This window comes from Syntrophaceae bacterium, from assembly GCA_013177795.1.
Taxonomy (GTDB): Bacteria; Desulfobacterota; Syntrophia; order Syntrophales; family UBA2192; genus UBA2192.
Window position 1 is genome coordinate 220,647 of record JABLXY010000004.1, and the last position, 26,984, is coordinate 247,630.

The 26,984-nt window shown below is 62.3% G+C and carries 29 protein-coding genes and 2 pseudogenes; all 31 read right to left on the reverse strand.

Annotated features, from left to right (window positions below; all coding sequences use genetic code 11):
* Positions 1-136: 136 nt before the first annotated feature.
* A complete protein-coding gene (locus HPY67_15115; GenBank protein ID NPV06048.1) occupies positions 137-1,123 on the reverse strand; it encodes a hypothetical protein in 987 nt (328 codons plus the stop codon).
* Between the two features lie 9 nt (positions 1,124-1,132).
* On the reverse strand, positions 1,133-1,726 hold the full coding sequence (locus tag HPY67_15120; GenBank protein ID NPV06049.1) for a hypothetical protein: 594 nt from the start codon (positions 1,724-1,726) through the stop codon (positions 1,133-1,135).
* 9 nt (positions 1,727-1,735) lie between these two features.
* On the reverse strand, positions 1,736-3,307 hold the full coding sequence (locus tag HPY67_15125; protein NPV06050.1) for a phage tail protein: 1,572 nt from the start codon (positions 3,305-3,307) through the stop codon (positions 1,736-1,738).
* Positions 3,307-4,716, reverse strand: a complete 1,410-nt coding sequence (locus HPY67_15130) for a baseplate J protein (protein ID NPV06051.1) — start codon at positions 4,714-4,716, stop codon at positions 3,307-3,309. The genes HPY67_15125 and HPY67_15130 overlap by 1 nt, the downstream gene beginning before the upstream one ends.
* Before the next feature lie 67 nt (positions 4,717-4,783).
* Complete coding sequence (locus HPY67_15135; protein ID NPV06052.1) at positions 4,784-5,239, reverse strand: GPW/gp25 family protein; 456 nt, start codon at positions 5,237-5,239, stop codon at positions 4,784-4,786.
* Complete coding sequence (locus tag HPY67_15140) at positions 5,239-6,210, reverse strand: hypothetical protein (GenBank protein ID NPV06053.1); 972 nt, start codon at positions 6,208-6,210, stop codon at positions 5,239-5,241. The genes HPY67_15135 and HPY67_15140 overlap by 1 nt, the downstream gene beginning before the upstream one ends.
* Before the next feature lie 12 nt (positions 6,211-6,222).
* Positions 6,223-6,525 (reverse strand): hypothetical protein, encoded by a 303-nt coding sequence (locus tag HPY67_15145; GenBank protein NPV06054.1) that lies wholly within the window; start codon positions 6,523-6,525, stop codon positions 6,223-6,225.
* An 11-nt stretch (positions 6,526-6,536) separates the two neighbouring features.
* Positions 6,537-6,803, reverse strand: a complete 267-nt coding sequence (locus HPY67_15150; protein NPV06055.1) for a PAAR domain-containing protein — start codon at positions 6,801-6,803, stop codon at positions 6,537-6,539.
* A gap of 2 nt (positions 6,804-6,805) precedes the next feature.
* Positions 6,806-7,180, reverse strand: a complete 375-nt coding sequence (locus tag HPY67_15155; GenBank protein NPV06056.1) for a hypothetical protein — start codon at positions 7,178-7,180, stop codon at positions 6,806-6,808.
* Positions 7,173-7,940, reverse strand: a complete 768-nt coding sequence (locus HPY67_15160) for a glycosyltransferase (GenBank protein NPV06057.1) — start codon at positions 7,938-7,940, stop codon at positions 7,173-7,175. The genes HPY67_15155 and HPY67_15160 overlap by 8 nt, the downstream gene beginning before the upstream one ends.
* A gap of 11 nt (positions 7,941-7,951) precedes the next feature.
* Positions 7,952-9,001 carry a baseplate assembly protein V gene (locus HPY67_15165; GenBank protein ID NPV06058.1) on the reverse strand — a complete coding sequence of 350 codons (1,050 nt, stop codon included), beginning with the start codon at positions 8,999-9,001 and terminating at the stop codon, positions 7,952-7,954.
* Between the two features lie 15 nt (positions 9,002-9,016).
* Entirely contained in the window at positions 9,017-9,343 is a 327-nt protein-coding gene (locus HPY67_15170) for a hypothetical protein (GenBank protein NPV06059.1), read from the reverse strand.
* Positions 9,330-9,761 carry a DUF882 domain-containing protein gene (locus tag HPY67_15175; protein NPV06060.1) on the reverse strand — a complete coding sequence of 144 codons (432 nt, stop codon included), beginning with the start codon at positions 9,759-9,761 and terminating at the stop codon, positions 9,330-9,332. The genes HPY67_15170 and HPY67_15175 overlap by 14 nt, the downstream gene beginning before the upstream one ends.
* A 13-nt stretch (positions 9,762-9,774) precedes the next feature.
* Complete coding sequence (locus tag HPY67_15180; protein ID NPV06061.1) at positions 9,775-11,040, reverse strand: phage late control D family protein; 1,266 nt, start codon at positions 11,038-11,040, stop codon at positions 9,775-9,777.
* 98 nt (positions 11,041-11,138) lie between these two features.
* Positions 11,139-11,429 carry a hypothetical protein gene (locus tag HPY67_15185; GenBank protein NPV06062.1) on the reverse strand — a complete coding sequence of 97 codons (291 nt, stop codon included), beginning with the start codon at positions 11,427-11,429 and terminating at the stop codon, positions 11,139-11,141.
* Entirely contained in the window at positions 11,426-11,896 is a 471-nt protein-coding gene (locus tag HPY67_15190; protein NPV06063.1) for a hypothetical protein, read from the reverse strand. The genes HPY67_15185 and HPY67_15190 overlap by 4 nt, the downstream gene beginning before the upstream one ends.
* Positions 11,897-11,898: 2 nt before the next feature.
* Positions 11,899-12,210, reverse strand: a complete 312-nt coding sequence (locus HPY67_15195; protein NPV06064.1) for a hypothetical protein — start codon at positions 12,208-12,210, stop codon at positions 11,899-11,901.
* 7 nt (positions 12,211-12,217) lie between these two features.
* Complete coding sequence (locus HPY67_15200) at positions 12,218-16,123, reverse strand: phage tail tape measure protein (GenBank protein NPV06065.1); 3,906 nt, start codon at positions 16,121-16,123, stop codon at positions 12,218-12,220.
* A gap of 145 nt (positions 16,124-16,268) precedes the next feature.
* Entirely contained in the window at positions 16,269-16,946 is a 678-nt protein-coding gene (locus tag HPY67_15205; GenBank protein NPV06066.1) for a hypothetical protein, read from the reverse strand.
* A 16-nt stretch (positions 16,947-16,962) separates the two neighbouring features.
* Positions 16,963-17,424 (reverse strand): phage tail protein, encoded by a 462-nt coding sequence (locus HPY67_15210; protein ID NPV06067.1) that lies wholly within the window; start codon positions 17,422-17,424, stop codon positions 16,963-16,965.
* Positions 17,425-17,435: 11 nt separating this feature from the next.
* A complete protein-coding gene (locus tag HPY67_15215; protein NPV06068.1) occupies positions 17,436-18,647 on the reverse strand; it encodes a phage tail protein in 1,212 nt (403 codons plus the stop codon).
* 315 nt (positions 18,648-18,962) lie between these two features.
* A pseudogene (locus tag HPY67_15220) lies at positions 18,963-19,292 on the reverse strand (phage tail protein).
* 66 nt (positions 19,293-19,358) lie between these two features.
* A pseudogene (locus tag HPY67_15225) lies at positions 19,359-19,565 on the reverse strand (hypothetical protein).
* 17 nt (positions 19,566-19,582) lie between these two features.
* Positions 19,583-20,131 (reverse strand): hypothetical protein, encoded by a 549-nt coding sequence (locus HPY67_15230; GenBank protein ID NPV06069.1) that lies wholly within the window; start codon positions 20,129-20,131, stop codon positions 19,583-19,585.
* 73 nt (positions 20,132-20,204) lie between these two features.
* A complete protein-coding gene (locus HPY67_15235) occupies positions 20,205-20,690 on the reverse strand; it encodes a hypothetical protein (GenBank protein ID NPV06070.1) in 486 nt (161 codons plus the stop codon).
* Positions 20,680-21,042 carry a hypothetical protein gene (locus HPY67_15240; GenBank protein ID NPV06071.1) on the reverse strand — a complete coding sequence of 121 codons (363 nt, stop codon included), beginning with the start codon at positions 21,040-21,042 and terminating at the stop codon, positions 20,680-20,682. Before HPY67_15240 ends, HPY67_15235 begins: the two co-directional genes overlap by 11 nt.
* Positions 21,039-21,497, reverse strand: coding sequence for a hypothetical protein (locus HPY67_15245; GenBank protein NPV06072.1), 459 nt, complete (start codon positions 21,495-21,497; stop codon positions 21,039-21,041). Before HPY67_15245 ends, HPY67_15240 begins: the two co-directional genes overlap by 4 nt.
* On the reverse strand, positions 21,484-21,840 hold the full coding sequence (locus HPY67_15250) for a hypothetical protein (GenBank protein ID NPV06073.1): 357 nt from the start codon (positions 21,838-21,840) through the stop codon (positions 21,484-21,486). Before HPY67_15250 ends, HPY67_15245 begins: the two co-directional genes overlap by 14 nt.
* A gap of 18 nt (positions 21,841-21,858) precedes the next feature.
* Positions 21,859-22,722 carry a hypothetical protein gene (locus tag HPY67_15255; protein ID NPV06074.1) on the reverse strand — a complete coding sequence of 288 codons (864 nt, stop codon included), beginning with the start codon at positions 22,720-22,722 and terminating at the stop codon, positions 21,859-21,861.
* 18 nt (positions 22,723-22,740) lie between these two features.
* Positions 22,741-23,103, reverse strand: coding sequence for a hypothetical protein (locus tag HPY67_15260; GenBank protein NPV06075.1), 363 nt, complete (start codon positions 23,101-23,103; stop codon positions 22,741-22,743).
* A gap of 16 nt (positions 23,104-23,119) precedes the next feature.
* Positions 23,120-26,980 (reverse strand): hypothetical protein, encoded by a 3,861-nt coding sequence (locus HPY67_15265; GenBank protein NPV06076.1) that lies wholly within the window; start codon positions 26,978-26,980, stop codon positions 23,120-23,122.
* Between the last annotated feature and the right edge of the window lie 4 nt (positions 26,981-26,984).

Here is a 26,984-nt window from a genome sequence, read left to right on the forward strand (position 1 = left end):
CTACGGATTGCCACGTCTCAGCCTCCCGGTGATCCTGTTCGCCTTACCGACGTTCCGGACCACCCGGAACATCGAGGTCAGGCGTCCGGCGTTTGCCGAAATCTCCTTCTTGGTGCCTTGCTTCACCGCCATGGGATCACTCCTTCACCGCGCACCATCCCGGACCGGACAGGTTGAAGATCTTGTAGGAGGCACCGTTTAACGTGAGCACGTCCTCCGAATCGGCCGCACCGCTGCCGATGGCATAGACCTCGATCAACTCGCCGCGCAGTTCCTTGTAAGCCGCGGTTGTGTGCGCGACGAGCCAGGGGAACATGGTGACCAGTCCGAATCTTTGGTCGGGATTGGCGGCGGTGTGGAAATTGCCGTGGGCCGCGGCGCATGATCCGGTCTGTCCGGCCGCGCTCGCCCACCCGTCGAATTTGTTGATGGCGTAAATACTGCCCGGGGACTGGTAGTGGCCGACTACGACCGGCTGCGGGTCTTCGCCGATCTTGGCTCCCGCCGTGTAGGCGCTTACGAGGCTCGCCAGAGTGACCGTATTGGGGGTGGAAACCGTGTCGACGGCGGATACCTGGGCGCGCTCGATCCCGACGTCGTCTTTGATGATGTAGCTCAATCCGACCGTAAAAAGGGTGGCGTCGTTGACCTGCACCGTGATGTCCGCGCCGGGTCCGGCCGCCGCCTGGGTGACCGCCACCGCCCCTGACCAGAAGCGTTTGATCAGACCGCTGTAATGCCCGTAGTAGGTGGCGACGATCTTGATGACGATGAAAACGTGATCCTTGTCGGCGTAAATCCAATACAGGAAAGCCGAAGCGTCCACGGTCTTGATGTAGGTGTAGCTGGTTTGAAACGCCTCTTTCACGCCCGCGTGCGTCACCGCATCCCAATATAGGTAGGCCCGGACCGCAATGCGGTCGGCGGCCGTGTCGTTGACGAACCGGAGGAAGATGTCCTCGGCTCCGCTTTCTCCCGTGGACGACAGCACGTAGCTGGGCTCGGCGTCGCCCGACCTGTCGTCGTGAAGCGACCATCCAACCGTTCCCACCAGGAAGTCTTTCAGGCGGACGAGGAAGTCGGTCGTGTTCGAAGCGGTCCCGGATACATTGTGATAGGCCATGCGTTCCTCCTACAGGATCGGATTTTCCGTGCCGGTGAGCCGGAGTTTGAGGTCGGTCTTGTTTTGCACCGGCGTTCCGGACGGCACCGTGCAGCGACGCCAGAACGAAAGGGTCACGTCGTGGGCTTTATCGCCCAGGTTGAGCGGTGCGCCGCCGACGGCGGTATCGAGACCCGCCTGCGTCAGGGCCAGCACGTACCAATCCGACTCGTCTCCCCCGGCTACATCCACCGGTTCGATCACCAGCCCGGTATAGTCGTACCCGGAATAGACCACGGCACCCGCATCGTGGGCGGCCGGGGTTGTGCCGCCGTAGCCGCGTTCCACCGCGAGGACGGTCGTCCCGCCGCCGCTCAGGATGCGCATCTGTTCGTCGTCGACGATGATGATTTCGCCGTCGATGAAGAGAGGTGCGAAGAGCTGGAGCGAGGTTTCCCCCGATGCCAGGGCCGCTGCGAGGATCGTCTGTTCGTTGGCCACGAACAGCTCCTTGTCTTTCGCTTCCCCGTCCGTGCCGTTGTAGGTGTCGTCATCGGGATTCGCGAGGTCCCCTTCGGATACTTGCAGGGTCAATGTCAGGTCTTCGTACAGATGTATCGCCATCGATCTCTCCTATGCCGCCGGCCATTGGGTGACCGTGTATTGGTTCGCCGCCGCCTCGAAACCGGCTGTCGCCTGAGCGTGATCGTCCCGCTGGCGGAAACGCCAGCGAAGGCAAGGCTTCGACTTGCGGAAGCCCGAGGCGTTGAGCGGCATCGAGCCGAGCCGCATCGGCCGGGTCCGGTCCACGGACAGGAGCAAGCCTGTGTGATTCAGTCTGCGGTGGTTGAGCAGAAGCGTCTCCACGCGTCTTCTGCGCGGAATGCCTGTGTCCACGTCCATCTCGAAGGATGCGCGGGCCTCGGTCACATAGGCGTCGGTCAGTTCGGCGAGGTTGAGCGCCTTGTTGTTCAGGGAAAAGCCGGGCCTGCGGGCGCGCCAGCGGTCCACGATGTCCCATGCGCCGGATACCTCCGACCACTGAGCGTCGGCGTAAGCGGTGATGAAAAGGTGACGGCCCACGGCCGCGCCGGAGACCTTGTCGTCCCTTCCGAGCCTCGAATGCCCGACGCGGAACCAATGGGAGAGCCGCGACCGCTTCCCGTACCGGTGCGTGCGGCGGTCTCCCGTGAGGTCGGGCGCATCCTGGACGGCTTCCGAGAGCATGTCTTTCTGGCTGAATTTGATCCGGCAAGGCTGCGCGGAACGGTTCAGGCGCGAACGATTCAGGTCCTGGCCCGCCAGCCGGATGAACGAGACGCCGGGTTCCACTACGGGTTTGGTTTCGATCTCGCAGCAGAACGCCGCACGTCGTTCGCTGATCCACAGGTTCGGCAGGCGTTCGGCGTTGAGGTTGCCGGTGTTCAGGCGGAACCGGGGCGAGCGACCATGCCAGCGGGAGACGCACACCGCGGCTCGCTCGATATCCTGCATGAGCGTGGTGCCGTCGGTGATCCGCCACCAACCCCAGGTCTTGTTCTTGCGGGTGAGATGGAAATCCGTGTTCAGGGCATTGTGGTTGACCACGAACGTTTCGTGCAGATGCCCGAGGCACACCCGCTCGACGACCTTCTTAATGACCGCCTCGAAATCCGACTCCATGGACAGGAGTGTGTAGAGCCACTGCAGGAAGAAAACCCGCGTACCCGCGGGATGATGGAAGGGCAGCGCGTCCCGGACTCCCTGGACGAGGTTGTCGCTGTCGATGCGGTAGACGCCCAGGCTGTAGATCAGCCCCGGCAGTTTGGCCCGTCCGACAACCGAACGGCGGTTCAGACGCAGCGCCTTGTGGAAAGTCTGCTCGATGCGCCCTTCCCACCCGATGTCAACGAGCGAGCGGCCGATGGCGGGAATGGTGCTCTTGCGCCGGTAAATCTCTATGGCCTCGCGGATGAGACGCCGCTGGACCGACGCGTCTGAGGTGGGATCGAAGCGGTGACCGACGATCCCGCCGAGGAACGGCAGGAACCTCTCCTCGCAACGCACGATGTCGAAAATCTCGGGGAAACGCTCGGCCATTGCTTTGAGTTCGTCCAGGCTCGCGGCCGGGACCTTGAGAAGGGCGTCCAGATCGCCGGACTCATCCCGTTCGCGGTAGAGCGCCGGAAGCAGGTCGATGAGTTTCTTTTCGAAGTAGGAGGACATCAGGACGCCCTCCGCACGTCGAGGTTGACCTGACCAAGCGCCGCGATCTGACCGGCGCTGATGTCGACGTCCTGGGTCGGCGTGTACATGCGCACATGGCTCACGCCCCGCACGCCGTCCAGAAGCGCTACCAGATCCGAGAAATGGACCGGTGCGCCGAAGCTCATGCGGTCGAAGGCGAAGAAGTCCGCCAATGCCAGTTCGACGCGGCTCCGGACCAGGTCGAGGTCCTCGCCGGCATAGGCGAACACCTCCGCGTCAATCGAGACCGGCCGGTAGACGGGATCGAAGAGGTTGATCTCGACGGTGATGACTTTGCGCGATTCCAGGTATTCGGCGAGGTCCTGCTTGAGAAGCATCGACGGCGGACCGCCGCCGTCCGGGGCCACGGCCAGGTTGACCTGGTAGTAGCGGATGTTCTTGCAGTCGTTGACGTCGAGGACCTGGGCCTTGGCTACACCGGGGAACCCCTCCGCCAAGGCCAGATAATCCTCCTTGGTGACCGCTTTCCAGAGCGAGCGCACCTCGGCCGGAGCCTGTTTTCGGGCGTGCTCCAGCGTCTCGCGGGCGGCTCCGCCGGTCGCGGGGACTGGGTTGGTTACCGCGAGGGGAACCAGACCGCCGTCGAGGTAGATGGCCGTGAGAAGCTCGGTGACGAGATTGGGACCCAGGTTGCCTTCGGCCCCGAGGGTTTCGAGGTACTGGACGCGGATTTCCGCGCCGGAGTCGGGAACCGCTCCGCGCAATCCGTCTCCGAAGACGATCCGGGTGATGTCCAGCGCGTCGGTCTCGGCCATGAAGTGGCGCGAGTCGGAGCCGCTTTTTTGGAAGTGGGAGACCTCGGTCCATTCCTGGTCCTGCACCCACACACGGATCGAACCGTGAGCGATTTCCTTTCCGGCCAGGATGATCGGATCGCCCGTGTCCCTGTCTGCCGTAAAGGTCTCGGTCTTGCGTTTTCCCTGGCGCGCGCCTGTATCGACGCTCGTCCGGCTCCGAGGGATCGTCGCGTCTTCGGCCGTCTCGAACACGATGTCGTTTTCTTCCAGACGGGCCCTGCACGTCGTTCCCGCCGGAATCACGAGATCCGCGTCGAGGGGCGCGGCCAGGGAAAATCGCAAAGCGGTGGTTGCGGCCACCGGCCCGTCGAGCCGGTAGCTGATGAGTTTGCAGAGGTTGATGACGTTCTGCCGCTGACGAGCGGTGGGCAGGAAGGCCTCCGCCGCCTGGGCGTCAAGATAGTAGGCCAGCATATCGCCGATTCCGCAGAAGAGTTCCAGCAACACCACGCCGAGGTCGGACGCGTTGAAGTCGGTCCAGCGGTCGGTGAGTTGCGGCACCCGCGCCAGCAGTTCCCGGCGCAGGGAGTCGTAATCCTTGTTCGTGTAAGCGATGCTCGCTCTGCCCATTTCCGTTCGTCCGTTGCGGTTCGGTCACAAGTGGTCCCGCCGGACGATCCGGACGAGGACCCGCTTGTTACTTACCGGCGACGGAGCGGAACTGTCGGGGCGGAGCGGATTGGCGCGGTTCGCGGTAGAAGGGATAGACCAGGTTGCCTTCCACCTGGCTTTGGATGACGCGATAGGCGATGCGGACCGGGAGAAGGTTGCTGTCCTTATTGGAGGGGGAATCGTCGAAGGACACACCGGTGATGACGACCCGTTTCTCCCAGCGCTTCACGGCTTCGATCACGTAATGGCGGATCAGGCCCTTCAGCACCTCGTCGTTCGGTTCGAACACCAGGTCTTTGAGCCTCGATCCGAATTCCGGGCGCATGAAGCGTTCGCCCGGCCGGGTGCCGAGAATCTGAATGATGCTCTCGTGGATGTGTTCGTGTTCGGTGGAGGTGTCCGAAGAGATCTGTGCGCCCCCGGACCGCCGCTGAAAGCGGAAGGGAAACTTCAACCCGCGTCCGAGGAAATCCAAAGCCATCAGTCACGCTCCTCGCAGATGCAGCCGGGCGGGCCACCCGAACCTGGGTCTCCATTGGAGCCATCGTCGTCCGGGAAATGAATGACCAAGTCCAAGCCGTTCGCCATGGCGACATGGATCGTGCCGTCGGCCTCGATGACGCCCTTGTGACCGCTTTCCATGGCCGTAAAGCCCTTGGCCCCGCCGGGGACCAGACGAACCTCGATATCCTCTCCCACGCCTTCGATGCGGGAAATGCCGAGCACCACCGAGGTGCCCGCGGGGTTGCCGATTATGGCCGTGCGCTCTGACTGGAATACATCCAACCGGTATCCGCCCGGCAGCTCGATGCGGTAGCGTCTTTGCGCGGTCTGGTTCGGATCGATGTCCAGGGGAAGCCCCTCGATCCCGGCCGCTTTATGGGTCATCCGCACCGCCTCGGGCTTGAGCGTAAGCTCTCGCCCATCGGGAAGGGTCACCACGCCGCCGCGCGCGGGTTCGAGAAGGGCCACAGAGCCATCCATACCGATGGCCGTCAGTCTTCCGTCCGGTCCCACCCGAACCATGACGCCATCGGCCAGGGTGAAAAGGCGTCCTCCGTCGGGAAGGTCTCTCACAACAGTGCCGGCGGGCATCGTGACGAAGGGGTCGAAATCCGGCGGCATTGGTTGATCCACGGCCTGCATGTATTGCTGCGCGCTTTCTGCGTGAGCCTCCAATACCGTTTGCGCTTCCGCCCGCAGGGTTTCGGAGGCGTCGTGACTCTGCTGCAGAATGCCTTTGATCTCGGCCAGACCGTCTCGGATCTGCTGGAGATAGGGCGGCTCACCCTCGCTGTCCGTCACGCCGAGCCCGTCGGCGATCAGACGCGCCAGCGCCATGAGTTCATAGTGGGATTCCGAGGAACTCGTCTGCTCGATGATCGGCCCGCCTTCTTCGCCGTAACCATATCCGTACCCGTATCCGAAACCTTCTTCGTCAAACATCACCATGACGAATAACTCCTATGACGGAATGCCATATCCGCCTCCGCTTTCCTCGATCACTTCAACCTGGATGTAGCGGACACTGTCCCGCGAAGGAGAATCATAGACAATGATGACCGTCGCTCCGACACTCCAACCGAGTTGCACTCGTCCTTCCCAGTCGACCCAGGCGATGTCCGAATTGACGGATTCGTATTGCAATTCGCCTTTGGGGTTTCCTCGGATCGAAAGGGGGATCGACATGGACCACCAACTACGCGTGACCCTGATTTTTTTCGGAAATACATCCCAGTAGCGGAAATCCATTTCACCGAATTCCATTGCTCGCCCCCTCAATCGTCGTTCGTGTTCAGGCTGCCGGTCACGATGATCGCGCCGCAGGCCGTGATGTCGCCGATGCGGGCGTTTGGCAGTCCTTCGGTCGCCGTGTCGAGACTGCCCGTGACGATGGGCGTCACGCCGTGACCCGGTATCGGGCAGACGTGCAAGTCGCCCAGTCGCGCTGCGGGTCTTCCGTTGACAACGGTGCGAAGCGCTCCTGTGACGATTACGCCGCCGTGACTGGAGATGTCGCCGAGTCTCGCCTGTGGTCGAGCCATGACTATTTCCCCGCCAGAAGGTGGATCAGAAAGCCGACAATGCCGCCCACGGCACCGCCGACGGTGAGCACGAGACCGATCACCTTCCACATGGTCTCAACGCCCATCTTCTCGTTCATCCCCGACTGCAGGTTCTTGATGTCATCAGCGTGGCGGCGAAGGTCGTCCTGAATGTTCCGCACCAAGAGGTCCACGTTCTCCTTGTCCGATTTCTTCTCGATCTCGCGTTCGATCTTCTCTAAGCGTGCCTGGATTTCCCGCCGGTGGTCTTCGAGGATGGTGCGGAACTCAGCGCGCCATGATTCAAAGGTGCGCGCCAGAAGACGTTCGCTTTGCTCCCAATTACACGGCGGTTGGCCGAGTTCACGTTCATCCATCGGGGTTTCTCCTCTTCAATCTGAACTGCTCGCGAATCTGAAGGTCGACTTCGAAGCGCTCGGACAGGCCACGACGTTCCAAGGCTCTTGAAATGGCCTCCCGAGACCATTGGACCTGTTCCAATCTCATCTCATGGGAAACGGATTCAGGATGGATGCGGTAATGGTAAAGAGGTTTCTGGATACGGCGGATCTCGGTGATTTCCGAAAGGCGCAGGCAAAGGTCATAATCCTCGGCGCATTGAAACTCGTCGTCGATGCCGCCGGCCTGCTCGAACACCGAACGCCGAATGAGACGAAAATGGAAGGTCATAAAATCGAGAAGCAGTCGATCTTTGGAATATGGAATTCGGCAACGCCTGCCGTAACTCTTGACCTGGTCGGCGGCATCGATGACCTGGTAGTCCGTATAGACCATTCCGACGTTCGGGTTTTCATTTAGCACCGCGACCGTTTCCTCCAACGCCGTGGGAGCGAGCGTATCGTCGCTGTCCACCCAACACAGGTATGGCCCGAAGGTGTCGGCCAGGGCGGCTTTCAGGGACCTGACGGCCCCCCGGTGGTTGCATGCGGCAATACGGATGCGTCTGTCTTTCTTGGCGCATTCGATAACGATTTGGGCGGTCTTGTCGGTCGAGCCGTCATCCCAAACGAGCAGATCGAAGTCTGTATAAGTCTGAGCAAGCACGCTTTCGATGGCCCGGCCGATATATCGCTCCCGGTTATATCCCCTGATGATTATTGAAACAGTTGGATACATAAGTTCTTCCTCTACGGGTTGATCAACACCTTGTTCGAGGATCGGATGACGATGTTCCCCATGACTGCGTCCATGAGGATCACGCTTCCGGATTTATCAGTGGCTTGAATGCGTTCCTGACCGGCGGCCGCGTTCATCACGACCACCTGGCCGGCCTTGTCCGTGAGGCGGATCATCTCGGTCCCGGCGGTGGAATCGATGAGGATTTCCTGCGTACCGCAGAGCCCCCAGATGTGCACCTTCTCCTTGCCTTTGGTGGTGTCGATGAGAATCTTCTGCCAGCGGGCGCGGGACTTGTCGCAGGATTGGATATGGATTTTCTCCTTGTCTTTCCACGCCTCCCAGCGCACGAACTGGCGGCACAGATCGGTGATCTCGATCCGGGCTTTCTGGTCCTTGATGTCCGAGTCGATGTCGAGCTGGTCGCCCTGCTCGGCGTCCTTGGTTCCCCGGCGGCGCGCATTGCCGGTCTGAACGTCACGCTTCACGCGGCATTCCATGTGCAGAAGTTGCCCGGCCCGGTCGATGACCTTGAGGAACTCCTCCTCGTCCCGGTCGTCGAGAACGATGGTGTGACCGGTCTCGGTCTTGAGAAGAACCTTGCGGCGCGGACAGTAGTACGGCGGGTGGCCGTGGTGTTTCTTGTGCTCCAGGTCGTCCAGCCGGTCGGGCTTGTGCTCGACCTTGTCCTCACAGTCATGGCAGGTCGGATCGGAACATAGGCGTTTGGATTCCTCCGGTTGCTCGCCGGGGTTGCTCCTGGCCAGCCATACGCCGGACCAGATCGGGTATTGGACGTTGCCGCCCTCGAACTCGGCCCAGACGGAGGCGCCCTCCTCGGGGACGAGAAACACCCCGATGTCTTCGTTGCCGCCGTAGGCAAAGCACGGCCACGCCCAATCCGACCAGTTCTCCTTGCCGGTGCCGAGCACCGCAGGAATTTCGAGTCGGCAGCGGCCGAGCCGCTCCGGATCGTTGTTGTCCCGCAAGAAGGCACGGTACTTTCCGTACCAACGGTTCTTGTAGCGTTCCTCGTGCTGGCGGTCCTGTGTCTCGATCACGGTTCGTCCTCCGAATTACTTCAGCGGCAGGAAGCCCCGCAGCACCTCGCGCACGATGCGGGTGACAGGTCCGTCCGGCGTCTTCTTCGGATCGACTTTGGCCACGGCATGACGCAGGGCGTCCTGCGCCGCGGTTTCGAGCTTGAGTTCCTGACCGGCGACGCCGGTTTTGACCTCTTTCGCGCCGAGCCGCTCGATGACGCCGATCACCGCGTCCAGTGCCACGGCCTTGGCCCGGCCCCAGGCCGTGAGCTTGATGACGGTGAGGAGCGTCACGAACAAGGTCGCGATGAGTTCCTTGTGGTCCAGGATGATGGTCAGAATCTGTTCAAACTGCTGCATTGCGGTCACCTCCGTTGGTTGTCATGGCTACTTCGAACGAAACGTATTTGCCGTCGAGGTGTCCCCATCGGGACCGCCCCTCGCGTATGTCGACGTGAATGAATCCCCGCTCCGGGTAGACGCCGATTCCGCCCTCGCGGAAAGCAGTCACCCGCTCGGCGAGTTCGTACATCCCGGCGACGGACAAGCCCTTGATCACGATGTCCGCGGCGTGTCCGAGCAGATGTCGACTCTGTTTCGCACCGCCCACCGCACGGTTGTGCTCGGGGCAGCGGTAGCCGCTGGTGACGCGGACGGGCGCGTCCGCAAGATCGCGGAGCTGCTGGAGCGCATCCACCAGGCGTGGATCGATCTCGGCCCTGCCGCAGCACCGGCAGGCGAACTCGCTCCTCGAGAAATTCCGGCTCAAATCTCCCATGTGCTTTTCCTCCTTACAGCCTCCGCCCGCTGTCCGCGTCGATGGTCACCATCGGCGGCGGCTCTTCCTTCGGCGTGGGCGGCGCTTCCTGGTCGTTCTGCTTGCCCTTGGCCTCGTCCGACTTGTCGCCGGCCCCTTTGCCCAGGGCGTTTTTCTTGAGTTTCAGTTCGCAGTGGTATCCACCCTCGCCGAAAGCGTGGCGGACCGAATGGCAGTAGTAGACGCCCGAGAATTTGCGGCCCACGCCTTTGACCTCCACGTTCTGCTTGGCGCGCAGCGCGGGGATGCCGATGGTCACCGCGTCAGCTTCCACCTGGCGGAGTTCCGCCTCGCGGAATTTCCCCTCGGAGAGGTCCTGTGCCGGTTCCTGCCGGGGCTCCTCGTGGAAGCCCTCGGAACGGTCAAAGGTGGGGACCACCTGCCCGGACTCCTGCTCCTTGAACGCCCCCTCGCCTGTGTTCCCGTCCACCAGGTAGGTCCGCTTGCCGAGCGATGTCCGCTCCGGGGTGGTCTCGTTGTTGGCCTTGTGCTCGACCGGCTCTTTCTTGCGGGGGTCCACGCCCACGGCTTTGGTCTCGACGCCCGCTCCCTTGGCCCCCTGTGATTGCGTCGAGGGGCGGAAGGAACGTAGAACGCCCTTGCGGTCGGTGAAGTACTCGAGGATCGCGGCGGGTTTCTTGTCCAGATCGCGGGGATGGAAATGCAGCTCGTCGTCCTGGATGTAGAAGACGTATCCGGTGACGCCGTCGCCGTCCTTGTCGCGCGCCTTTCCGGCCAGCTCCTTGAGGAACTGGGCGTCTGAAATGTTGCTCTGGGTCACGCGCAGATGGCGGGCTTTCGTGGGCGTGACCACCGGAGTGAGGCCGTTGGTCCCTGCGATCTCTTCGGCGATCTCGGAATAGAGGATGCCGGGCGCGGGCTTCTGCCAGACCTTCTGGTTCTCCTTCCCGGCCAGCTTGAAACCTTTGTCGTAGGCCTTGATGCGGATCGTCGGATCGCCGTCCTCCGGGAAGTCGTAGTCGATGTCCTTGATGACTGCTTTCTTGCGCGGCGAGAGGTTGCCGACATATCCGAAACGGGCGACGATCTCGTTGCCTTCCTGGAACAGAGGATCGTCGACGAACTGGAGGTTCCGGTCGGTGACCGCGAGCTCCAACACGTCGAGTTCCTCCTCGTTGTCCTCGAAGACGAAGGAGGTGATCTCTTGCGTGATATCCGCCGAGAGGGTCTGCCCCTCGATCTGGATCAGAAAGGTCGGTTTGAAGGTGTCGATATCCATGCGCCGATCTCCAGTCGGCCCGCCTGAAAGACGGACTCCACCGGATACTTACCGGCGCGCGGCGCGAGGTGTCGGGATGGATGTATGAGTCCGGGGACTCAGTCCAGAAGCCGCATGCTGACGTGTTCGGCCGAGGGGATGCGCAGGATGGTCCCCGGCATCAGTTCCATGGGAAAGAAAATGTCGTTGTAGTCGCAGATGATCCACCAGAGATCGGCCTGTCCCAGATAGCGATGGGCGAGCAAATCGACCCGGTCCCCCTCGACCACCGTGTGAAACCGGTCGTCGGGGCGTGGCTTGCCCTCGGTCGGAAGACGCGTGCCCAGGAAATCCCCTTCTCCCGACGTGTAGAGTATGGATGCCGCGTATCTGGATCGCCGTCCGATCATCCGCGCACCTCCGAGTAGTCCACGGACTGGTCGATGTACTCCTCGAGCATCACGTCCACTTCGGCATGCTGGGGCAGCAGGTTGTCCCGGTCGAACATGTGGAAGAACCGGGCCTTCACCTGGCGGACGACGCAGAGCACGCCCGGGTAGAGGTCTCCGAATATGAAGATCACCCGGTGCGGGGCATTCTTGAGCATGGTTCCGGCGTGTTCGGGATAGAGCAGTGAGCGCAGCCAGTCCACCGACTCCTTTACCGCCCCCTTGAAGAAGACCAGCTTGAAACCGATCTTGCGCGGTTCGCCGGCCACGTACTGGTAGCGGGGATGGCTCATGCCCGGAATCTTGATGGCCGCATAGGCCGTGCTCTTCTCGTCGACGATGTCGTTCGGGTTGTACTGGAAATCGAGGTAGTCGCCCGTGTCCACGTCCACCAGGTATGCGGTGATCTCTTTCTGGTCCCAGGCCACGGCTACAGCACCTCCACCTCGACCACGGGCTTGCCCAGACGCCGGGCATGATCGACTTCCCGGCGCATGCCGTCGGAAAGGCCTTCGCCGGTGAACACCCAGACCTCGTCGCAGAACTCCATGAACGTCAGGCCGCAGGCGATGCCTGCCTCGCGTTCGGAGGTCTTCCCGTCATCCAGGAAGCGCGTGTAGAGAAGGTGCGGCGCAAAGGGCGCACAACCGCGCTCCACCGCTTTCCGGCAAAGCCGCTCGGCGGTCGCCGTGTTCCGGGGAACATCCCCGGCGTACCGGCTGCAAATGAATACCCGTTTCATGCGTTCCTCACAGCGTCTCGTAGTTCTTGATCTTGCGCTCGCGCAGGTCCCGGTACACGGAACGGGCCACCTGCCGTCCGTCGAGCAGCGTGGTCACCGACACCTCGATGGGCCGCTCGCCGAGTTGCTCCAGTTTCGCCAGCAAGGATTCGAGCACCGGGCGAAGCGTCTCTCCCGGAGGTGCGGACGGCATGCCGGATTCCGGGCCGAGCGCTCCTTTGGTCTCGCCGAGAAGACGGGCCCGGCCGGTGGGAAGAGATGCGGCCGGTCGCTCCATCGGAACCGCCGCTCCGGTGCTTTCCAAGGAAGCGGCAATCGTGGGAGCTTCTCCCGCCATGACCGGTGTGAGCGCCAGAGTTCCCGCCAACATGGCCGGAGCGGCGATCTTGCCGGTCAGCCCGTTCATGAACCCGAATGCGCGGGTCATGGCCTCGGCGGGCGCGGACGCCGCCTTGGTGATGCCTCCGGCCAGGGTTTGAATCAGCGCCGCACCGCTTCGGGTCAAGTCAGCGAGCGGGCCTTCCTTGGCATCGGAGAACGGAAGCAGATTCCGCACGAACGAAAGGGCCGACTTGGCGGCTTGGTACGGCGCGCTCACGGCGGACTTGATGCCGTCGCCCACCGCGGTCATGAACGCCTTGCCGCTCTCGAACGCCGATCCCGCCAGTGCGGACACGCTGGACACCAGAGATCCGAAGGCGCTCGATGCGGAGGTTTTGATTTGTTCCCATGCGGACGATACGACCGATGCCAAACCCTCGAACGGGGCCTTGATCCACTCCCACGCGCTCTGCGCCATGGTCTTGAGGCTGTCCCATGCCGTCGACGCCATGCCGGTGATCCGGCTCCAAGCGGAGGAAGCGGTTCCTGCGATCCAGTCGAATGGTGCGGACAGGAGCGACCAGGACGACTGAAACAGCGAACCGATCCGGTTCCATCCACCCTGCAGAAGGTTGGCGATTCCATCCCAGGCCGCGCCGGCGGAGGTTTGAACCCGGTCCCAGGCCGCTCCCGCGGAATCAGCGATCCACGAAAAGGGCGTGCTGACGAGCGACCAAGCCGTGCGCCCGATGCTCCCGATGCTCCCCCAGAATCCGATTGCGGCGCTCGCGATGCCGTTCCATGCGGTCCCGGCTGCGGACTGCATCCAACCGAAGGGCGCGGACAACACGCCCGCAGCGCCACGCCCGAGCGTTATGAGCCCGTTCCAAGCGCTCGATGCCGCAGTGCCGACAGTGCGCCAGACGGCGGACGCGGCCTCCGCTCCTTTTCTGAACGGCCAGGTGACCGCCGCAAGGATGCCGCTTCCCAGATTTTTCAAACCGTCCCACACCCAGCGGACCGCGTTCAGCATTCCTTGCAGCGCCAGACTCAGAACCTTGCCCGGCAGGGAAAGGACGCCGAGCATTCCCTTGGCCAGCGTCTTGAGAAGGGACGCGCCGGAGCCCGTGAGGTCCGACAGGGGGCCGGTCTGCGCGTCTGAAAAAGGCAGCAGTCTGCGGAGCCACCCGAGAGCCTTCTTGAGCGTCTCGAACGGATAGGTGACCGCCGACCAGATGCCTTTTCCGACGGATACGAGAATCGCCTTGCCCGCCTCGAAGAAAGTCGTGTCGCCGGATAAGAATCCCCGCACCACGCCGAAGACATCGGCCAGCGTTCGGACCAGAGGCAGGTTCATGAAGGCCGCAGTCAAAGCCGATGCCGCGGAAGCAAAAAAACTTCCGACGGCGGAGAAGAGTCCCTTGATGAAATCCCAGACACCGACGATCACGTCCCGGGCCCAGCGGAACGGCGTGGCCAGGAAATCGAAGATCGCTCCCCCGATGGCCTTGAGCCCGTCGAGCACGGAGAGGTCACCGGTGAGGACCTGCCAGACTGTATGGACGACCCGGGCCGCCATGCGGAGCGCCTCGACCAAAAGCCTGACCGGCAGGAAGAACTTGTAGATGAACTTCCCCGCCTCGATGAAGGCGGTGACGATGGTCTTGCCGAGCCAGACGACCGCGCGCACCACCCAAGCCACCACCGTGATGACGGCCGCCAGGTTGTAGATGACGAACTTAAGGAGATACGCGCCGACCTTGGCGATCACACCGAGCACCGTGCCGAGGGTCTCGCCGAGACTCCGGTAGGAGGAGGCATCGGCGGAAGAGGCCGCCAAGCCGAAGATTTCAAGGACCGAGAAGATCGCTTTGTACAGCATGCCGTAAGCCTGCATGAGCGCCCGGACCGCGGGTTCGAGAATCGCCCTGATCTTTCCGAACGCGTCGGAGAATGCCTCCCACAAGCCGGTCAGAAACTGGCGCACCCGGTAGTAGATGCGGAAGACCGTGACCACCAGTCCCATCAGTCCGGCCTGTTCGAGCTTCTGGGCCAGGTCGGCCGACATGGTTCCGGCTCCGCCGGAGAGCGAGGTGACGAGCGCCCGGATTCCCTGGAATACGAGTTGCACCTTTTCCCATGCGCCGAGGATGGTGTCCCTGATGCAGGCGAAGTTGGTCTCCCAAGCCCGTTTGAGGAGATAAACGGCGAGCACCACACCGCCGATGATCGCGACCACCGGAAGGAAATATGCCGCGAACGTGCTTCCCACACCGGCGATTGCCGCGCCCATGGCGGCAAGCCCCGCCTTGATGGCGGGGAGCATCAGGCCGATGGTCCCGGCCGCGGCGATCACTCCTCCGACGACTACCAGCACGGCACCCAGCGCCATGGACAAGGTCAGGAGAACCCTGGTCAACCCCGGCATCGAACGTGCGAGCTTCTGGAAAAACAGGACGGCCTTCGATATTCCCTGGATGATCGGGGTGACCACCGGAAGGAGCGTGCGGCCGAGGATTTCAGCGAGGTTTCCGACCTGCTGGCGCAAAAGCTGGAACTGACTCCCGATATCCATGTTCATGGCCTTCGCCATTTCCTCGGTGACAGCGGTGCCGCTCTTCATCGCTTGTTCGATGGAGCTGATGTTGCCCTCCAGGGACTCCATTCCCTGGGACATCTGGAGCAGGAACTTCACCGCCTCGTCGGAGCCGAAAGCCTTCTTGATCTGCACCTGCGCGGCTGCCTGGGAAAGGTCCGGAAATCGCGACTTGATCTCCTGGAGAATGGGGATGACCCCCTTGAGTCTCCCCGTGGAATCCACGAAGGACAGCCCCAACTGTTCTCCCGCTTCCGCCGCTTTCATGATGAAAGCCTTGTAAAGCGTTCCGGCTTCCGAACCGGGCATGGTGGTCTGCAATTGTCCGAGAATGGCGAGTTGTTCCTGCAGCGGAATGTTGGAGGCGGCGGCCACCGCGCCGATGTTTTTGACGGCTTCCGCCATCTGCGCCCCGGTGGTCTTGAAAGATGCCACGGTCTGAGCCATGGCTCCGGAGAAGGCCTTGGCCCACTCCATGTCGGTCATGTCCGCCATGATCGGCTTGAAGATGCCGTACCCGGTGGTGAAGGTGCCGACCATCTCCTGGATGCTGGCCTTGGTGGCCTTGGCGGTGAGCGCGGCCATGGCGGAGAAAGTGCCCACGGCTTCGTCGCTCAAGGCGGATAGAGCAGACTTGACGTCGTAGGCCGCGCTGATGAATTCGGCCTTGCTGTAACCGGCCCAAGTATTGGTGAAGCTCTCGGAGGCGTCCTCGAGAGCGCGAAGGTCCTTGATTCCGAGCGATGCCATCTCGCCCAGGGCTTTCTGGGTCGCGGCGGTGGAGGCCACGAGTCCGACAGGCACGGCCATGAGCGCCAGGCCCGCGCCGATCATCATGGTGCCTTTCTGGATTCGGTCGAGATTGCGCGTCATGCGCTCGCTGGAGGCGGCCACCGTCGCGTCCAGCGACTGCATGGACGACTGGACCCGGCCCGCGTTCTGCGAGAACGCGTCCTTCATCGAAACGATGATGCCGAGTCCAAGATCTCCGTTCATTTGCGCCTGCGCTCCAGTTCTTCACGCTCAAAAGCGAGCTGCCGCTCCAGGGCCTCCACGAATTCGCGGCGGACCGAGAGCGGCAGCGCCCGTGTTTCCGAGAAACCCCAGTGGAGCCCGCCGTAGGCGAGAAAAAACGCGTCCCTTACAAGCGAACTCCGGGGAACAAAAAACCCGGTTCCGCCTCCAGCCGGGTGCGGATACGCATCCCGCAGGATTCGCAGTCGGTCTCCACGGTTGTGTCGACACCCGCGTCCACCCGCAGCATTTCCTGCCGGAGGGCGCTTCGGTCACGCATCGACATATCGTTCATAAGCTTCTTGGTCGGCTGCGCGCCGTCCACGTCGATGATCCGGATCAGCATGGCCGAGGAGATGGAAGGCTCCTTGAGAGCGGCCAGGCGTTTTTCCTTGTTGCCGTCCAGATAGCTGAACCGGACCTTGCGCCCGGAGCCGGGGAGCGTGAAAGCGAATTCCCTTTCCTCTCCGTATGGCGTGACCTCCAGCTCTTCCAGGTTGACCCTGACGGCGTTCGACGCCCGGCAGGCGGTGTTCGGGCAGGTCAGTTCCAGCTCGACCTCGTCGCCGAGAGAGACCTGACGCAGGCGGACCAGAATGAACAGCCGGTCCCCGGAGAGGAGGTCGAGCACGTCCTTCACCGTCGGTTCGTCGTTGTCCCCCAGCCGCACGATGCAGTTCTTGAGCGCCTGGTTGACGGCGTCTCCCGTCCGGATGAGACGCTGGTTGGTGAGCAGTTCCTCCTCGGCTCCGGTCATCTCCCGGAGCTCGATCTCGAGGCCGCTCGGCAATTCAAAGGTGTGCATGGTCTACCTCCTTGGATCAGGTCCAATACTGAAAGCAAATGGCGAGCTTCTCGATGGTGTTGTCCGTGTTCGCGCCCTCGAGTTCGTCGTACTCCAGGACCTTGATCCACGCGCCGTGCAGAGTCCATCGTCGCGTTTCGTTGCCGGTTCGGTCGTAGCGGACGAGGTCGATATCGCGCATGTAGTCGTTGGGCAGGCCGCCGACCACGGCGTTGACGTCCACCTGTTTCTTGATCCACTCCCTGGCGGCCTCGTCGGAACCGTCCTGGAGAATCCCTTTCTCCAAAGTGATGTCCTCGAACTTGACCCGTCCGGCCACCTTCTGGTCGAACATGGAACCGGCGGGAGCGAAAGCCACCTCCTCGAACTCGGTCTTGGGTTCCTGGCCTTTCTTGAAAAGCGCGACGTCGAAGCCGTTCACCTCGACGGCGAATTGCCAGTTCTGATACAGACTCTTGGGCATGTTGCCGCTGCGCATGACTTACCTCCTTACCCGGTCTTGAAGATCTCTTTGAAATCGGCCCCCGTGGCGGTGAGCACGAAGTTGAGCTCGATGAATTCCGCCGTCTTGGTCGGCTTGACAAAGACGCGCGCCACGAGTTCGTTGCGGTCGATCACGGCCGGGGTGTTGGTCTCCTCGTCGCACTGGACGGCGAAGTCGTAGAGCCCGCCCTTGTCCTTGATGTCCTGCATGAAGGGGTTGATCAACCGGATCAGCGCGCGCCAAGTCTGCGGGTTGTTGGGTTCGAAGACCACGAAGCGCGAGGACTCGGCGATGGCTTCCTCGATGAACATCATCAGCCGCCGCACGTTCACTCGGTCGAGCGCCGAGGGCTGGCTTTGCAGCGTCTTCTGCCCCCAGATGTTGATGCCGCTGTCGGGGAAGGAAGCGATCACGTTGACGCCCTCGGGATAGAGGACGTCCCGCTCGCCCCGGCTGGTCTTGTAGCCCAGGGACAAGGCGTTGAAGACCCGGCCGCGGTCGATGCCCGCGGGCGCGTACCAGACATGGGTCTTCTTGTCGCTGCGGGCGTAGCACCCGGCCACGGCTCCGCTGGGCGGAACGAGCTTGCGCTTGCCGGTCACCGGGTCGTTGATCTCGATCCAGGGATAGTAGAGCGCGGCATAAGACGAGTTGAACGCCCCGTGGGAATACATCCCCTGGCCCTTGCGGAAATCCACCGCTTCCAGGGGTTCGAGGTGAATGGGCGCTTCGGCGAGGAGCATGAGGTCCTGGCGGTTTTCCGCATAGGTGACGCCGGCGTGGATCACCTCGGCGGTCGTGACGCCCGGAACCATGATCAGATTCAGCGCGTCGATCTCGTCGAAAGCGTAGAACCCGGTGTGCTGCGACGGATCGCCGGAGTAGTCGGCGTCGTCCAGCCCCGTAAGACCGTCGTCTCCTCCCGAAAGGTTGAACACCCCGATCACCGGCCGGTCCGACGGAAGGCCGGATACCGTTCCAAGGTCCTCGACGGTGATGAAGTCCGACCGTTCGTTGACAGCCAACTCCACATGATTCGGAGCCGCTTCGTCCATGGAGAGGTCCTTGAAGACCTCAACGACCTCACCCTTGTGGCGGACCACCAGGTTGAACGCGCCGCTCGGATCGAGAGAACCGTCTTCTACCTGAACGGAGAGCCGTGCGCCCCAGGTTCCTTCATCGGCCGCGCGTACCTTGAGTGTGTCCATCGCGTCCATGCCTCCGGACAAGTTCGCCGAGGCCGCGGCTTGGACGATGCCCGTGTCCTGCGTTTCCGCCGTGACCAGCGCGGAGGCCTCCGGAGACCCGGAGACGGCCGCGACCACCTGGTCCGCGGTGGCAGCCGGATCGCCCGCCCCGTCGGTCGCCAGGTTGACGGTGATTGCTTGTCCCAAGACCTCGACGGAGAGCGGCGTATCGTTTCCCGAAACGACGAGTTCGACGGAGACGGCGTTTCCCGCAGCCCCAGACTGAATCGCTCGCCACGCGATACGATCCGTGCCGACGGTGCCTGTTGCGAGTGACGCCGTCGCGGCACGCCGGTCCTTGAGGACGGCTTGCGCCTTCGCGGCGGTCAGGGTGTTCCGATCCGTGGGATCGGTCAGATGGGCGATGCGGTTCACGAAAAGGACGGAGCCGCCGTTATCGAAAAAAGCCCTTGCGGCGTAGGCGAGGTATCCGGCCTGCAGGTAGGAGCCGAATTTGTTGATGAACTGCTCCCAGCTCGTGACCAGCACGGGCTTATTGATCGGGCCGCGTTCGGCCACGCCCACCATGCCGCAGGAGGAGGTGGATATCTGCTTGACGTAGAAACTGAAGTCGACTTCGCGGGTATAGATGCCCGGTGAAAGATATGTGCCCATGGGTTACCTCCGTTTCCGACGCTTGCCGCCGTTTGCGCCGGTGTTCTCCGTCTCGGTCTCGACCAGCTCTTCCCGCGACGTCTCGGGTATGGGGGCGGTCGGCGTCACCGGCGTCAGCGACACGAAGCCCCGCTTTGCCGCGGCATCGATCTCGGCGGAAATGTCGTCCTCACCCAGCGTTCTGCGCTCGCGGGGGTTCAGATGAAGCCCCCGGCCGCCTCCCGCGAGGTGGAACGTGAGCGGTTGGAACAGAAGATTTTTGATCTCGATCACTGTAGTTCCTCCTTGTTTCATGGGGTATGGAGCCGATCCTCCTCGACGCCGTCCCGGAACTCGAACCGCCGGTCTTTGATGAGCGGGCCCGTTTCGACGAGGCCGTCGTAAACCGGACAGTCCTCGATCCGGCAGCGGCCGCTGCTCTGGCGCAGGTTCGACAGGTTCACCCGTCGCAATCCGCCCAAGGGAACGATCTCCGTCAGGTTGAGGAAGCCTCGGTCTTCCACGGCCAGGATCGGGTGGAGCTGATAGAAACGGGACACTCTTTCCTGGAGGTCCAGCAGTTCACCTTCGTGACCGGCGGTGACGATGACGTCGAAGTCGAGGTGGTAGAGCCGGGGATACCGGCACTCCTCATAAACGAGGTTCGGTATGTCCTTTTCCTGCATACGGGCCATGGTGCGTCGGTCTCCGTTTTCAGCCAGAGTCGGTCCTTGCAGAATCAAGCTCGGAACGTTGGGCACCTCGAAGACGTCGTCCGCGGCGACAAGCACCGCGTCCGGATCGATCTCCGCCTTGACCAGGCGGATAAGGTTTTCGACGACTGTGCGAACGGTTTCCAAGTCAGGTTCCTCCGGTTCAAGCGAATGTTCCGCTGGATACCTACCGGAGGCGGCCGGGAAGTGTCGGCGGAGATCAGAGAGCCGCGCGGATCGCCTGGCGGTAGTTCTCGATAATCTGCTCGCGGTACTTTTCCATGGTGGGGTGCAGGAAGGGTCGGGGCGGGATGACGATCACCGTGCCGTTGGGGTGCTGGATGGTGGCTCCGTATTCCATTACCGCGCCGATGTTCACCAGGTCGTCGCCGTCCTTGTTGACCGTGCCGCGCAGTAGCCCCACGAACGCCCGGTCGGCGAGGATGCGCTGAGTGATGGAATTGACGAGGAAGCCGGTGTCGATCAGGGCCTTGCTGGAGCCCTTGCGTGCGATGGTGCTCTCGGCCAGTTTGACGAACGCCTTGCCCCCCGGTGCCTGGGAGCGGATGCCGCGTTTGATTTCGCGGACGAGGAATAGGGCGTTCTTGATGGTCGCCTGCCGGATCGCCAGAGCGAGCCGGGCTCCCGGATTGGCGGCCAGTTTCGCCTTCGCTTTGTCCCAATCTCCGAAGCGCTTAACTCCCATGCTGACGCACCAGTTTCAGCGCCTTGTGGGTCACGACGCCGAAGAGACGCTCTTCCACGACGGTCTGTACCCGGAAGACGTCTGTGCCGCTGCGCACCCGGTCTTCCGCTCTCACGTCCAGACCGGGGAGCACGCAGGCCGTGGCGTCGATCTTGTTGGCGAGATCTTCCGGAGGCGTTTCGATGAACTCGAGCGGAAAGGTCTCCACTTCAGTGAACGAGGCGTCGTCCGATCCATACAATCGCTCACCGGGGACTGCACGCAGCAACGCGGCTTCCTGTGAGCTTGCCAGGATCAGTTCCTTTACGTCCCCGACGGCAGACGCTTTCTCGGGATCGCTCAGCAGGGTCACAGCTCAATCTCGCTTCCTTGATCGTAAATGACCGGCACGAGTCCGCCGGGCGTGATGATGTAGTCCTCGGGGGATGCGGCGGCTCCCGGTTTGATTTCACTCAGCCGCTGTTTGTACACGGCCTTGAGGTCTTCCTCGAGCCCGGCCCAATGCTCCGGCTGCTTGGTTTTATCCACCCGCTTGTCGCCGCTGGAAAAGGCGAAGGCGTTGGCGGTCTGAGCCCGCATGACCTGGCAGGCATGAATCTGGCCCAACAGGAGCAGCAGCTCGCGCGGTTCGCCTTCCGGCTCGGGAACCACCTCTCCGTTCACGATGGAAAGAGAGATTTCCAGGTCGCGCGCCAGACGATAGACGCCTTTCAGGATGCAGCGGGAAAGGACATCGTCAGTGAACAACTCGCTCTGTGGATCGGACAGGTCGGTCCGGAGAACGGCGACGAGATCAGCCAGCGCCACCTTCCACCTCCGTCAGCCGCCTCTTAAGGGCGTCGATCACCGTCCTGCGTTTTTCACCCGCCAGGTGGGCTTTGAGCTTGTCGGGATCGCCTTCTATGCCGATCCGGGAGATAGCTTCGGCTGCGGTGAGTCCAGAAAGGTCTTCCTCTTGAATACCGGTCGGAGGGCTTTCGTCCTGTTTCCGGGGATCGTCGTTGCCGTCCATCCGGGCGAGCCTTCCCGCGGACAATGCCGACTCCATCTGAGGGGAGATCGACTCCGTTTCGAAGGCCTGGCCCGGATCGAGGCGCAGCTTCACATCGGCGATGATCAAAACTCCCGGCCGGATGTTCTTCAGTTTCACGGTCACGGTTCACCTCCGTCAGCCGAGAATTTTGATTTTGGCGAGAATGTCCGGGCGGGTGATGCCTTGCCCCAGTTCCGACCAGACGAGCCAGCCCGTCTTGAAGCGGGTCTTCTGCTCGATGGCTTCGGTCTTGAGATTCTCGCGCACCGGCAACTTGCCCACCTCCTCGTCGGGGATGAGCAGCACCTCGTCGATGGCCTGCGCGGCGGTCAACAGAATGCCGCCGGTCCCGTAGTTCTTGATCACGCCCTTGGCCCGCAGCTCGGCCTTGGTTTCCGGGTCGAGGTTCCAGCCCCGCAGGTCATTGAAACGGCGGCCCCGCATGACGATGTACTTCACCGTCAACTCGAGGTCCTCGATGATGGAGATCGCCTCGTTGAGCGCCTCCTCGGTGAGGGTCGCGCCGGTCACCTCCACGGTGTTGGCCGCGGGAACCGCCGCCGAAAGCACCGTGATGGTCCGTTTGTCGATCTCCTTGCGGATTTCATCCGCGGCCGCGGTCTGGATGTCCATCAGGGTGCCGATGTTGCCGTTCTTGAGCACCGAGACGTCGACCATGGGCGCGGAGTGGATGCGGTTGGTCGGAAACTCCACTTCGTCCTTGCCGACTTCCTGCTCCTGAGCCTCGCCCTCGGTGGAAATCCAGTAGGCCTTGACCTTGGGCTTCTTCTGATAGAGAGGACGCTCGCCCTTGGGAAGAGTATGCTTGGTGAGCAGGAGCGAAGAGATTTCCTTGCGTTTGATCTCCTGTTCGATGGGCTCGGCGATGGCCGCGGCCAGCGCGCGCATCCCCTCCGGGGACTCGAGCGCCTCGGACATCAGGCGCGCCATCGTCTCCATGTATTCTTGGCTGTGCACGTTCATGCGGATCGTCTCCATTTCGTTTTCCTCCTTTAATCAGATGAGCAGCCGGAACTTGATCGTTCCGCCGGAGACGGAGACGGCCCGGGCGATGACTTCTTCGCCCGCCTGCACGCCCGCGGTGAGTTTGCCGTTGGCCGAAACCTTCAGGTCGTCGCCGGGATTCACGGTCCCTTCGAAGACGTCGGTCTCGTAGACGCCGCCCATGCAGTAGATGCCGGGCATCTCTCCGTTCTTGTAGTCCTTGATCAGAATGCCGAAGGACTTCGCCGTCGGCGTGGTGTTCACGGCGAAGAGGTCGTTGCCGACGATCCTCACCACCTGGCCGAGTTGGCCGTCGCCCTGCAGGTAGCCGTCGCCGTAAGCGAGGCCCCGGTGATTGGGATTGATGAAAGCCATGGTCATTCCTCCTTTGTCAGTTGGTCGAAACCGGTTCGCCGGTCGCGGACGCCACTCGTTGCCGGTAGGCGGCCATGAAGCCGCTCTTCAGCCGGTCCTCGAGACTCGTCTTCTTGTCTTCGATGTCCTTCGGACGTACGCCCGCATCGCTGCGCAGGGGCGAATCGTCGCCTGCGCGTGAACCCTTTGCGGTTTCCGCGGGAGCGCCGCGCTCATTGGCGTCCTTGTCGTCGGCGTGGGCGCGAGGACCGGCCTTGAGCATCCGCTCGAAGGCGGCTTCGCTGGCGGCGAAGGCGTCGTCGGAAAGTCCGGCCAGACGGGTGAGTTCCTGCTCACGCTCCTCGTCGGACTCGAAGGCCAGACCGTTTTTCTCGATCTTGCGCAGAAGCTTCTGGGCACGGCTCCGGTTCGCGGCGGCCTTCCTCTCAGCTTCCAGTTCCTCGAGCTGCTTCTGCAGGCCGAGCACCTGCTGCTTGAGTTCCTTGTTCTCCCGCTCCAGTTCCTTGAGGCGGGTCTTGTCATCGGGCGCGGTCCCGCCGCCGTCGTCCTTCTTCTTGGCGGCTTCCAGCGCTCGTTCCTCGGTTTCCTTGTGTTTCTCGTCCATTGTCGGACCTCCTTCAGAGTGGGTTGTCGAACCATCGTTTTCCGCCGCGGCGACCTTCAGGATGCGGGCGTTCTCGTCCGCGCCTTTGCGGTCGAGGAGCCCGAGCCCGGTGAAGGTGACTCCGTGGAGGATTTCGTAGACGGGCTGCCCCTGGAGCTCGCCGCCCTTGTTCTTGCGCAGATGGACACAGTAATCGCTCTTCGAGGCGACCCGTTTGCCGCAGACCGAACACTCACCTTCTTCGTAATCGCATTCCATGGAGACCTGCGAGATGATCCCTTTGCGGATGAGCTTGTAAGCCAACTGCGCGTGTGGGCTGTCGGAGACATAGAGTTCCCCCGCGCACTCGATCCGGCCGCCGCTTTCGTCCTCGACGTAATCCGCCCCCACGATGCCGCCGACGATGTCGGTGAAATCCTGGGAATGCTTCAGGTCGATCTTTTTGTTGACCGCCGACATGTAACGGGCGGCCAGTTCGTCGGGGGTGAAATGGTCGCCGTTCTTGTTCGTGCCGGCCCGGCAGAGAATGAAGGTGAACTGCGGATCGCCCGCGGCCTGGTCCAATGCCGCCGCCTCGGTCTGGAGCCCGGCGAACGTATCAAGCGACAGCTCCACGGGGAACGAGGTGTGACATGCCGCCGGTGCCCGCGAATCCGCTTTGGACCGCGCCGCGCCGCGTGATTTGGAGGCGACGAAGAGCAGCTCTCGGGCGTGTTTGCCTTCCCGGCCGATGTCCTTGGCGATGTTGTAGTCCACTTCCATGCCGCGGACTCGGACCAGACCGTAGTGTTGGGCGAAGATTTCCTTGATTTCCTCCTCCCGCGGGTAAGCCCGGTCGCGGTATGACAGGAGCACCGTGCCGTACTTGCCGCGGGCGTCGGCTGCCATTGTTTCCATCAGGGAACGGATCGATTCCTTGGTGTAGCGTGTCCGGGACGGGTAATTGCGGCGGGGATTGTCCTGGAGTTCCTTGTCCGCCCAGCGGGTCATGAGCCCTTCGATGAAATGCAGGGAATCCTCGTAGTCGTTGCTGCCGAACTCGGTGACGTAGGGTGGGTCCAGGTACAGAACGTCCGCGCCGAACCGACGGACAGCTTCGGCCGCGTCCAGGTTGAACGCCTTGCACTCCTTGCCGTTGTCGAAGACCAGCCGGTTGAGCTGGCCCACCGAGCGTCGGAACGACTCGATGAACTTGGACAGCGGCGGATTGGAGAGCTGGGATTGCTCCAGGCTGGCATCCGTGTCGAGATCGGCCCGGCGGTGCATCTTGGACCGCGAGAACTGACCAAAGGCGCTCTTGGCCTTCACGGTGGTACCGAGCGCGGCCAGCGCCAGATCTTTCTTGTAGCCGTGAAGCTTCTGGATGTTCGCCCAGACCTGGTCGAGCCAACGGAGTACCGGCTTGGTGTAGTAGTAGCCGTAGAAGTGATCGACGATAAACGTGCCCGCGTCCGCATTGGGGGCGAGGATTCGATCCACGTCCTCGTCGCTCAGAGTCTCGCTGGAGTTCTCCACCACGGCCCGCGCCAGATGGTGGGGATACCGCAGGAGATCGTTGGCGATGACTTTCAGACCTTTGCGTTTGAAGTGATAGGCGACGTTGGCCCCGCCTGAAAAAGCATCGAGGATGCTCTCCGCGTCCTTGGGGACATGGCTTTCGATCCAACCGAGCATCAAGTATTTGCTGCCCATGAAACCGGTGACGCGGACTGATTCCGCTTTCCCGGCCTGGCAGCTCAGGAGGTCCAGCGATTCTCCCAGCGGAGCGTCCGCCAGAGCGATCAGATTCTCCTCCACTCGCAGGGCGGCATCCACGGCCCGTCCGGCCTCGTGCTTGTCGATCCACTCCTTGGCTTTTTCCATGGTCCAGCCGTCCGGGTTCTTCTCCGTCTTGCGGACGAACCGGTAGGCCTGCAGCACCATGGAACGCGGATTTCCGCCATCGGGCACGAACTCCTTTTTCAAGCGTCCGATGATGATCGCAACGCCGTCGACGCCATCCAGGGGCTTGCGGCGGAAGCTGTCGGGTTCGAACTCGTCCGGGTTACGGACGCGGTAGCGGATCTCGTTCTCGGTTTCCTCCCAGACGGCCTCGGCGCTCAGTTCGTCCTGTGTGGACGCCTTGGCGGATCGCTCCGCGCCCTCGGCCCTGCGGCAGATGAACAGACGTTCCTTGGCGTGGGACGCCTCGCCGTGCCGGGATGTGATGGCGTAATGGTGATCGTGGGAGCGCATCGACGAATCCCGTCCCAGGGAGGCGATGATCCGCCGCATCTCCGATTCGTTCGGATAGGCGTGGTCGCGGTATGAAATCAGCCAGTGCGGGATATGCTTGGCGTTTCCGAGGAAGGACTCGAAGAACTCCGCGGCGTTGGCGCGGGTCACGGTCTTATGGTCGGTCTCGTAGTGCTTGGTCTTGGAGTCCTCGACGAGGGTCAGCCCCTCCCAATAGGTCATCAGCCCTTCCACGAAGTGGTAGGATTTTTCGTAGTTGGTGGTCGAAAACTCCGTGGCGTAGGGCGGATCGAAATAGGCCAGGTCGGCCTTGGCCTCCGGCAGGAAATCGTTGATGTCCTTGCGGAATGCCTTGCACTCCTTGCCGTTGTCGAAAACGAGGGCGTTGATGCGTGCCACGTTCTTGCGCAGCCGCTCCTTGAATTCCTCCGGAGTGTCCTCGCGCTTGCCGTAGCGAGTCGACGACGAGAAATGTCCGAAGCCGCCCTTGCCGGACATGCAGGTCTTTCCCAGGGCGAAGAGAGCGATGTCTTTCTTGAAACCCGAGAGTTTGTCGATGTTCGACCGGATCGTGTCGATCAGACCGTGGACGCCCTTGGCGAAGAAGATGCCCTTGAAGTTGTCCCGGACGAAGGTTCCGGCCTTCGCGTTGTCCGCGAGTAGCGCCTCCAGGTCCTCATCGGAGAGACGCACCTTGTCGTTCTCGATGATCGCCCGGGCCGCGTGGTGGCAGTAGCGCAGCCGGTCGTTGGCCAGGACCCGCAGGCCCTTGGTCTTGTACATGTAGGCCACGACAGCCGAGCCGGAAAACGCGTCGACGACGGATTCCACGCCGTCCGGGGTGTGCTTCCAAATCCAATCCACCAGCTTCTGCTTCGAGCCGATGTAGTTGGTGATGTACTTGGGCCGCTGTTCCGGCGACGGCTCCTCGGCAGCCGCCTCGGCCTGGGCCTCGAGCGCTTCGAAGTCCAGGTCAAGGGCGGCGTCCGTTTCGAGGAGGAACGCCAGCCGGTCACGGTCGGTTGCGAAAAGCTCCATTCGG

Excerpts from the sequence above, each read along its gene's own strand:
- HPY67_15160 (NPV06057.1), bottom strand. The coding sequence starts at position 7,940 with ATGTATCCAACTGTTTCAATAATCATCAGGGGATATAACCGGGAGCGA.
- HPY67_15265 (NPV06076.1), bottom strand. The coding sequence starts at position 26,980 with ATGGAGCTTTTCGCAACCGACCGTGACCGGCTGGCGTTCCTCCTCGAA.
- HPY67_15170 (NPV06059.1), bottom strand. The coding sequence starts at position 9,343 with ATGCAGCAGTTTGAACAGATTCTGACCATCATCCTGGACCACAAGGAA.
- HPY67_15260 (NPV06075.1), bottom strand. The coding sequence starts at position 23,103 with ATGGCTTTCATCAATCCCAATCACCGGGGCCTCGCTTACGGCGACGGC.
- HPY67_15120 (NPV06049.1), bottom strand. The coding sequence starts at position 1,726 with ATGGCGATACATCTGTACGAAGACCTGACATTGACCCTGCAAGTATCC.
- HPY67_15255 (NPV06074.1), bottom strand. The coding sequence starts at position 22,722 with ATGGAGACGATCCGCATGAACGTGCACAGCCAAGAATACATGGAGACG.
- HPY67_15130 (NPV06051.1), bottom strand. The coding sequence starts at position 4,716 with ATGGGCAGAGCGAGCATCGCTTACACGAACAAGGATTACGACTCCCTG.
- HPY67_15200 (NPV06065.1), bottom strand. The coding sequence starts at position 16,123 with ATGAACGGAGATCTTGGACTCGGCATCATCGTTTCGATGAAGGACGCG.
- HPY67_15145 (NPV06054.1), bottom strand. The coding sequence starts at position 6,525 with ATGGAATTCGGTGAAATGGATTTCCGCTACTGGGATGTATTTCCGAAA.
- HPY67_15195 (NPV06064.1), bottom strand. The coding sequence starts at position 12,210 with ATGAAACGGGTATTCATTTGCAGCCGGTACGCCGGGGATGTTCCCCGG.
- HPY67_15150 (NPV06055.1), bottom strand. The coding sequence starts at position 6,803 with ATGGCTCGACCACAGGCGAGACTCGGCGACATCTCCAGTCACGGCGGC.
- HPY67_15140 (NPV06053.1), bottom strand. The coding sequence starts at position 6,210 with ATGGTGATGTTTGACGAAGAAGGTTTCGGATACGGGTACGGATATGGT.
- HPY67_15135 (NPV06052.1), bottom strand. The coding sequence starts at position 5,239 with ATGGCTTTGGATTTCCTCGGACGCGGGTTGAAGTTTCCCTTCCGCTTT.
- HPY67_15115 (NPV06048.1), bottom strand. The coding sequence starts at position 1,123 with ATGGCCTATCACAATGTATCCGGGACCGCTTCGAACACGACCGACTTC.
- HPY67_15215 (NPV06068.1), bottom strand. The coding sequence starts at position 18,647 with ATGGACGCGATGGACACACTCAAGGTACGCGCGGCCGATGAAGGAACC.
- HPY67_15210 (NPV06067.1), bottom strand. The coding sequence starts at position 17,424 with ATGCGCAGCGGCAACATGCCCAAGAGTCTGTATCAGAACTGGCAATTC.
- HPY67_15185 (NPV06062.1), bottom strand. The coding sequence starts at position 11,429 with ATGATCGGACGGCGATCCAGATACGCGGCATCCATACTCTACACGTCG.
- HPY67_15180 (NPV06061.1), bottom strand. The coding sequence starts at position 11,040 with ATGGATATCGACACCTTCAAACCGACCTTTCTGATCCAGATCGAGGGG.
- HPY67_15175 (NPV06060.1), bottom strand. The coding sequence starts at position 9,761 with ATGGGAGATTTGAGCCGGAATTTCTCGAGGAGCGAGTTCGCCTGCCGG.
- HPY67_15125 (NPV06050.1), bottom strand. The coding sequence starts at position 3,307 with ATGTCCTCCTACTTCGAAAAGAAACTCATCGACCTGCTTCCGGCGCTC.
- HPY67_15205 (NPV06066.1), bottom strand. The coding sequence starts at position 16,946 with ATGCACACCTTTGAATTGCCGAGCGGCCTCGAGATCGAGCTCCGGGAG.
- HPY67_15155 (NPV06056.1), bottom strand. The coding sequence starts at position 7,180 with ATGGATGAACGTGAACTCGGCCAACCGCCGTGTAATTGGGAGCAAAGC.
- HPY67_15235 (NPV06070.1), bottom strand. The coding sequence starts at position 20,690 with ATGGGAGTTAAGCGCTTCGGAGATTGGGACAAAGCGAAGGCGAAACTG.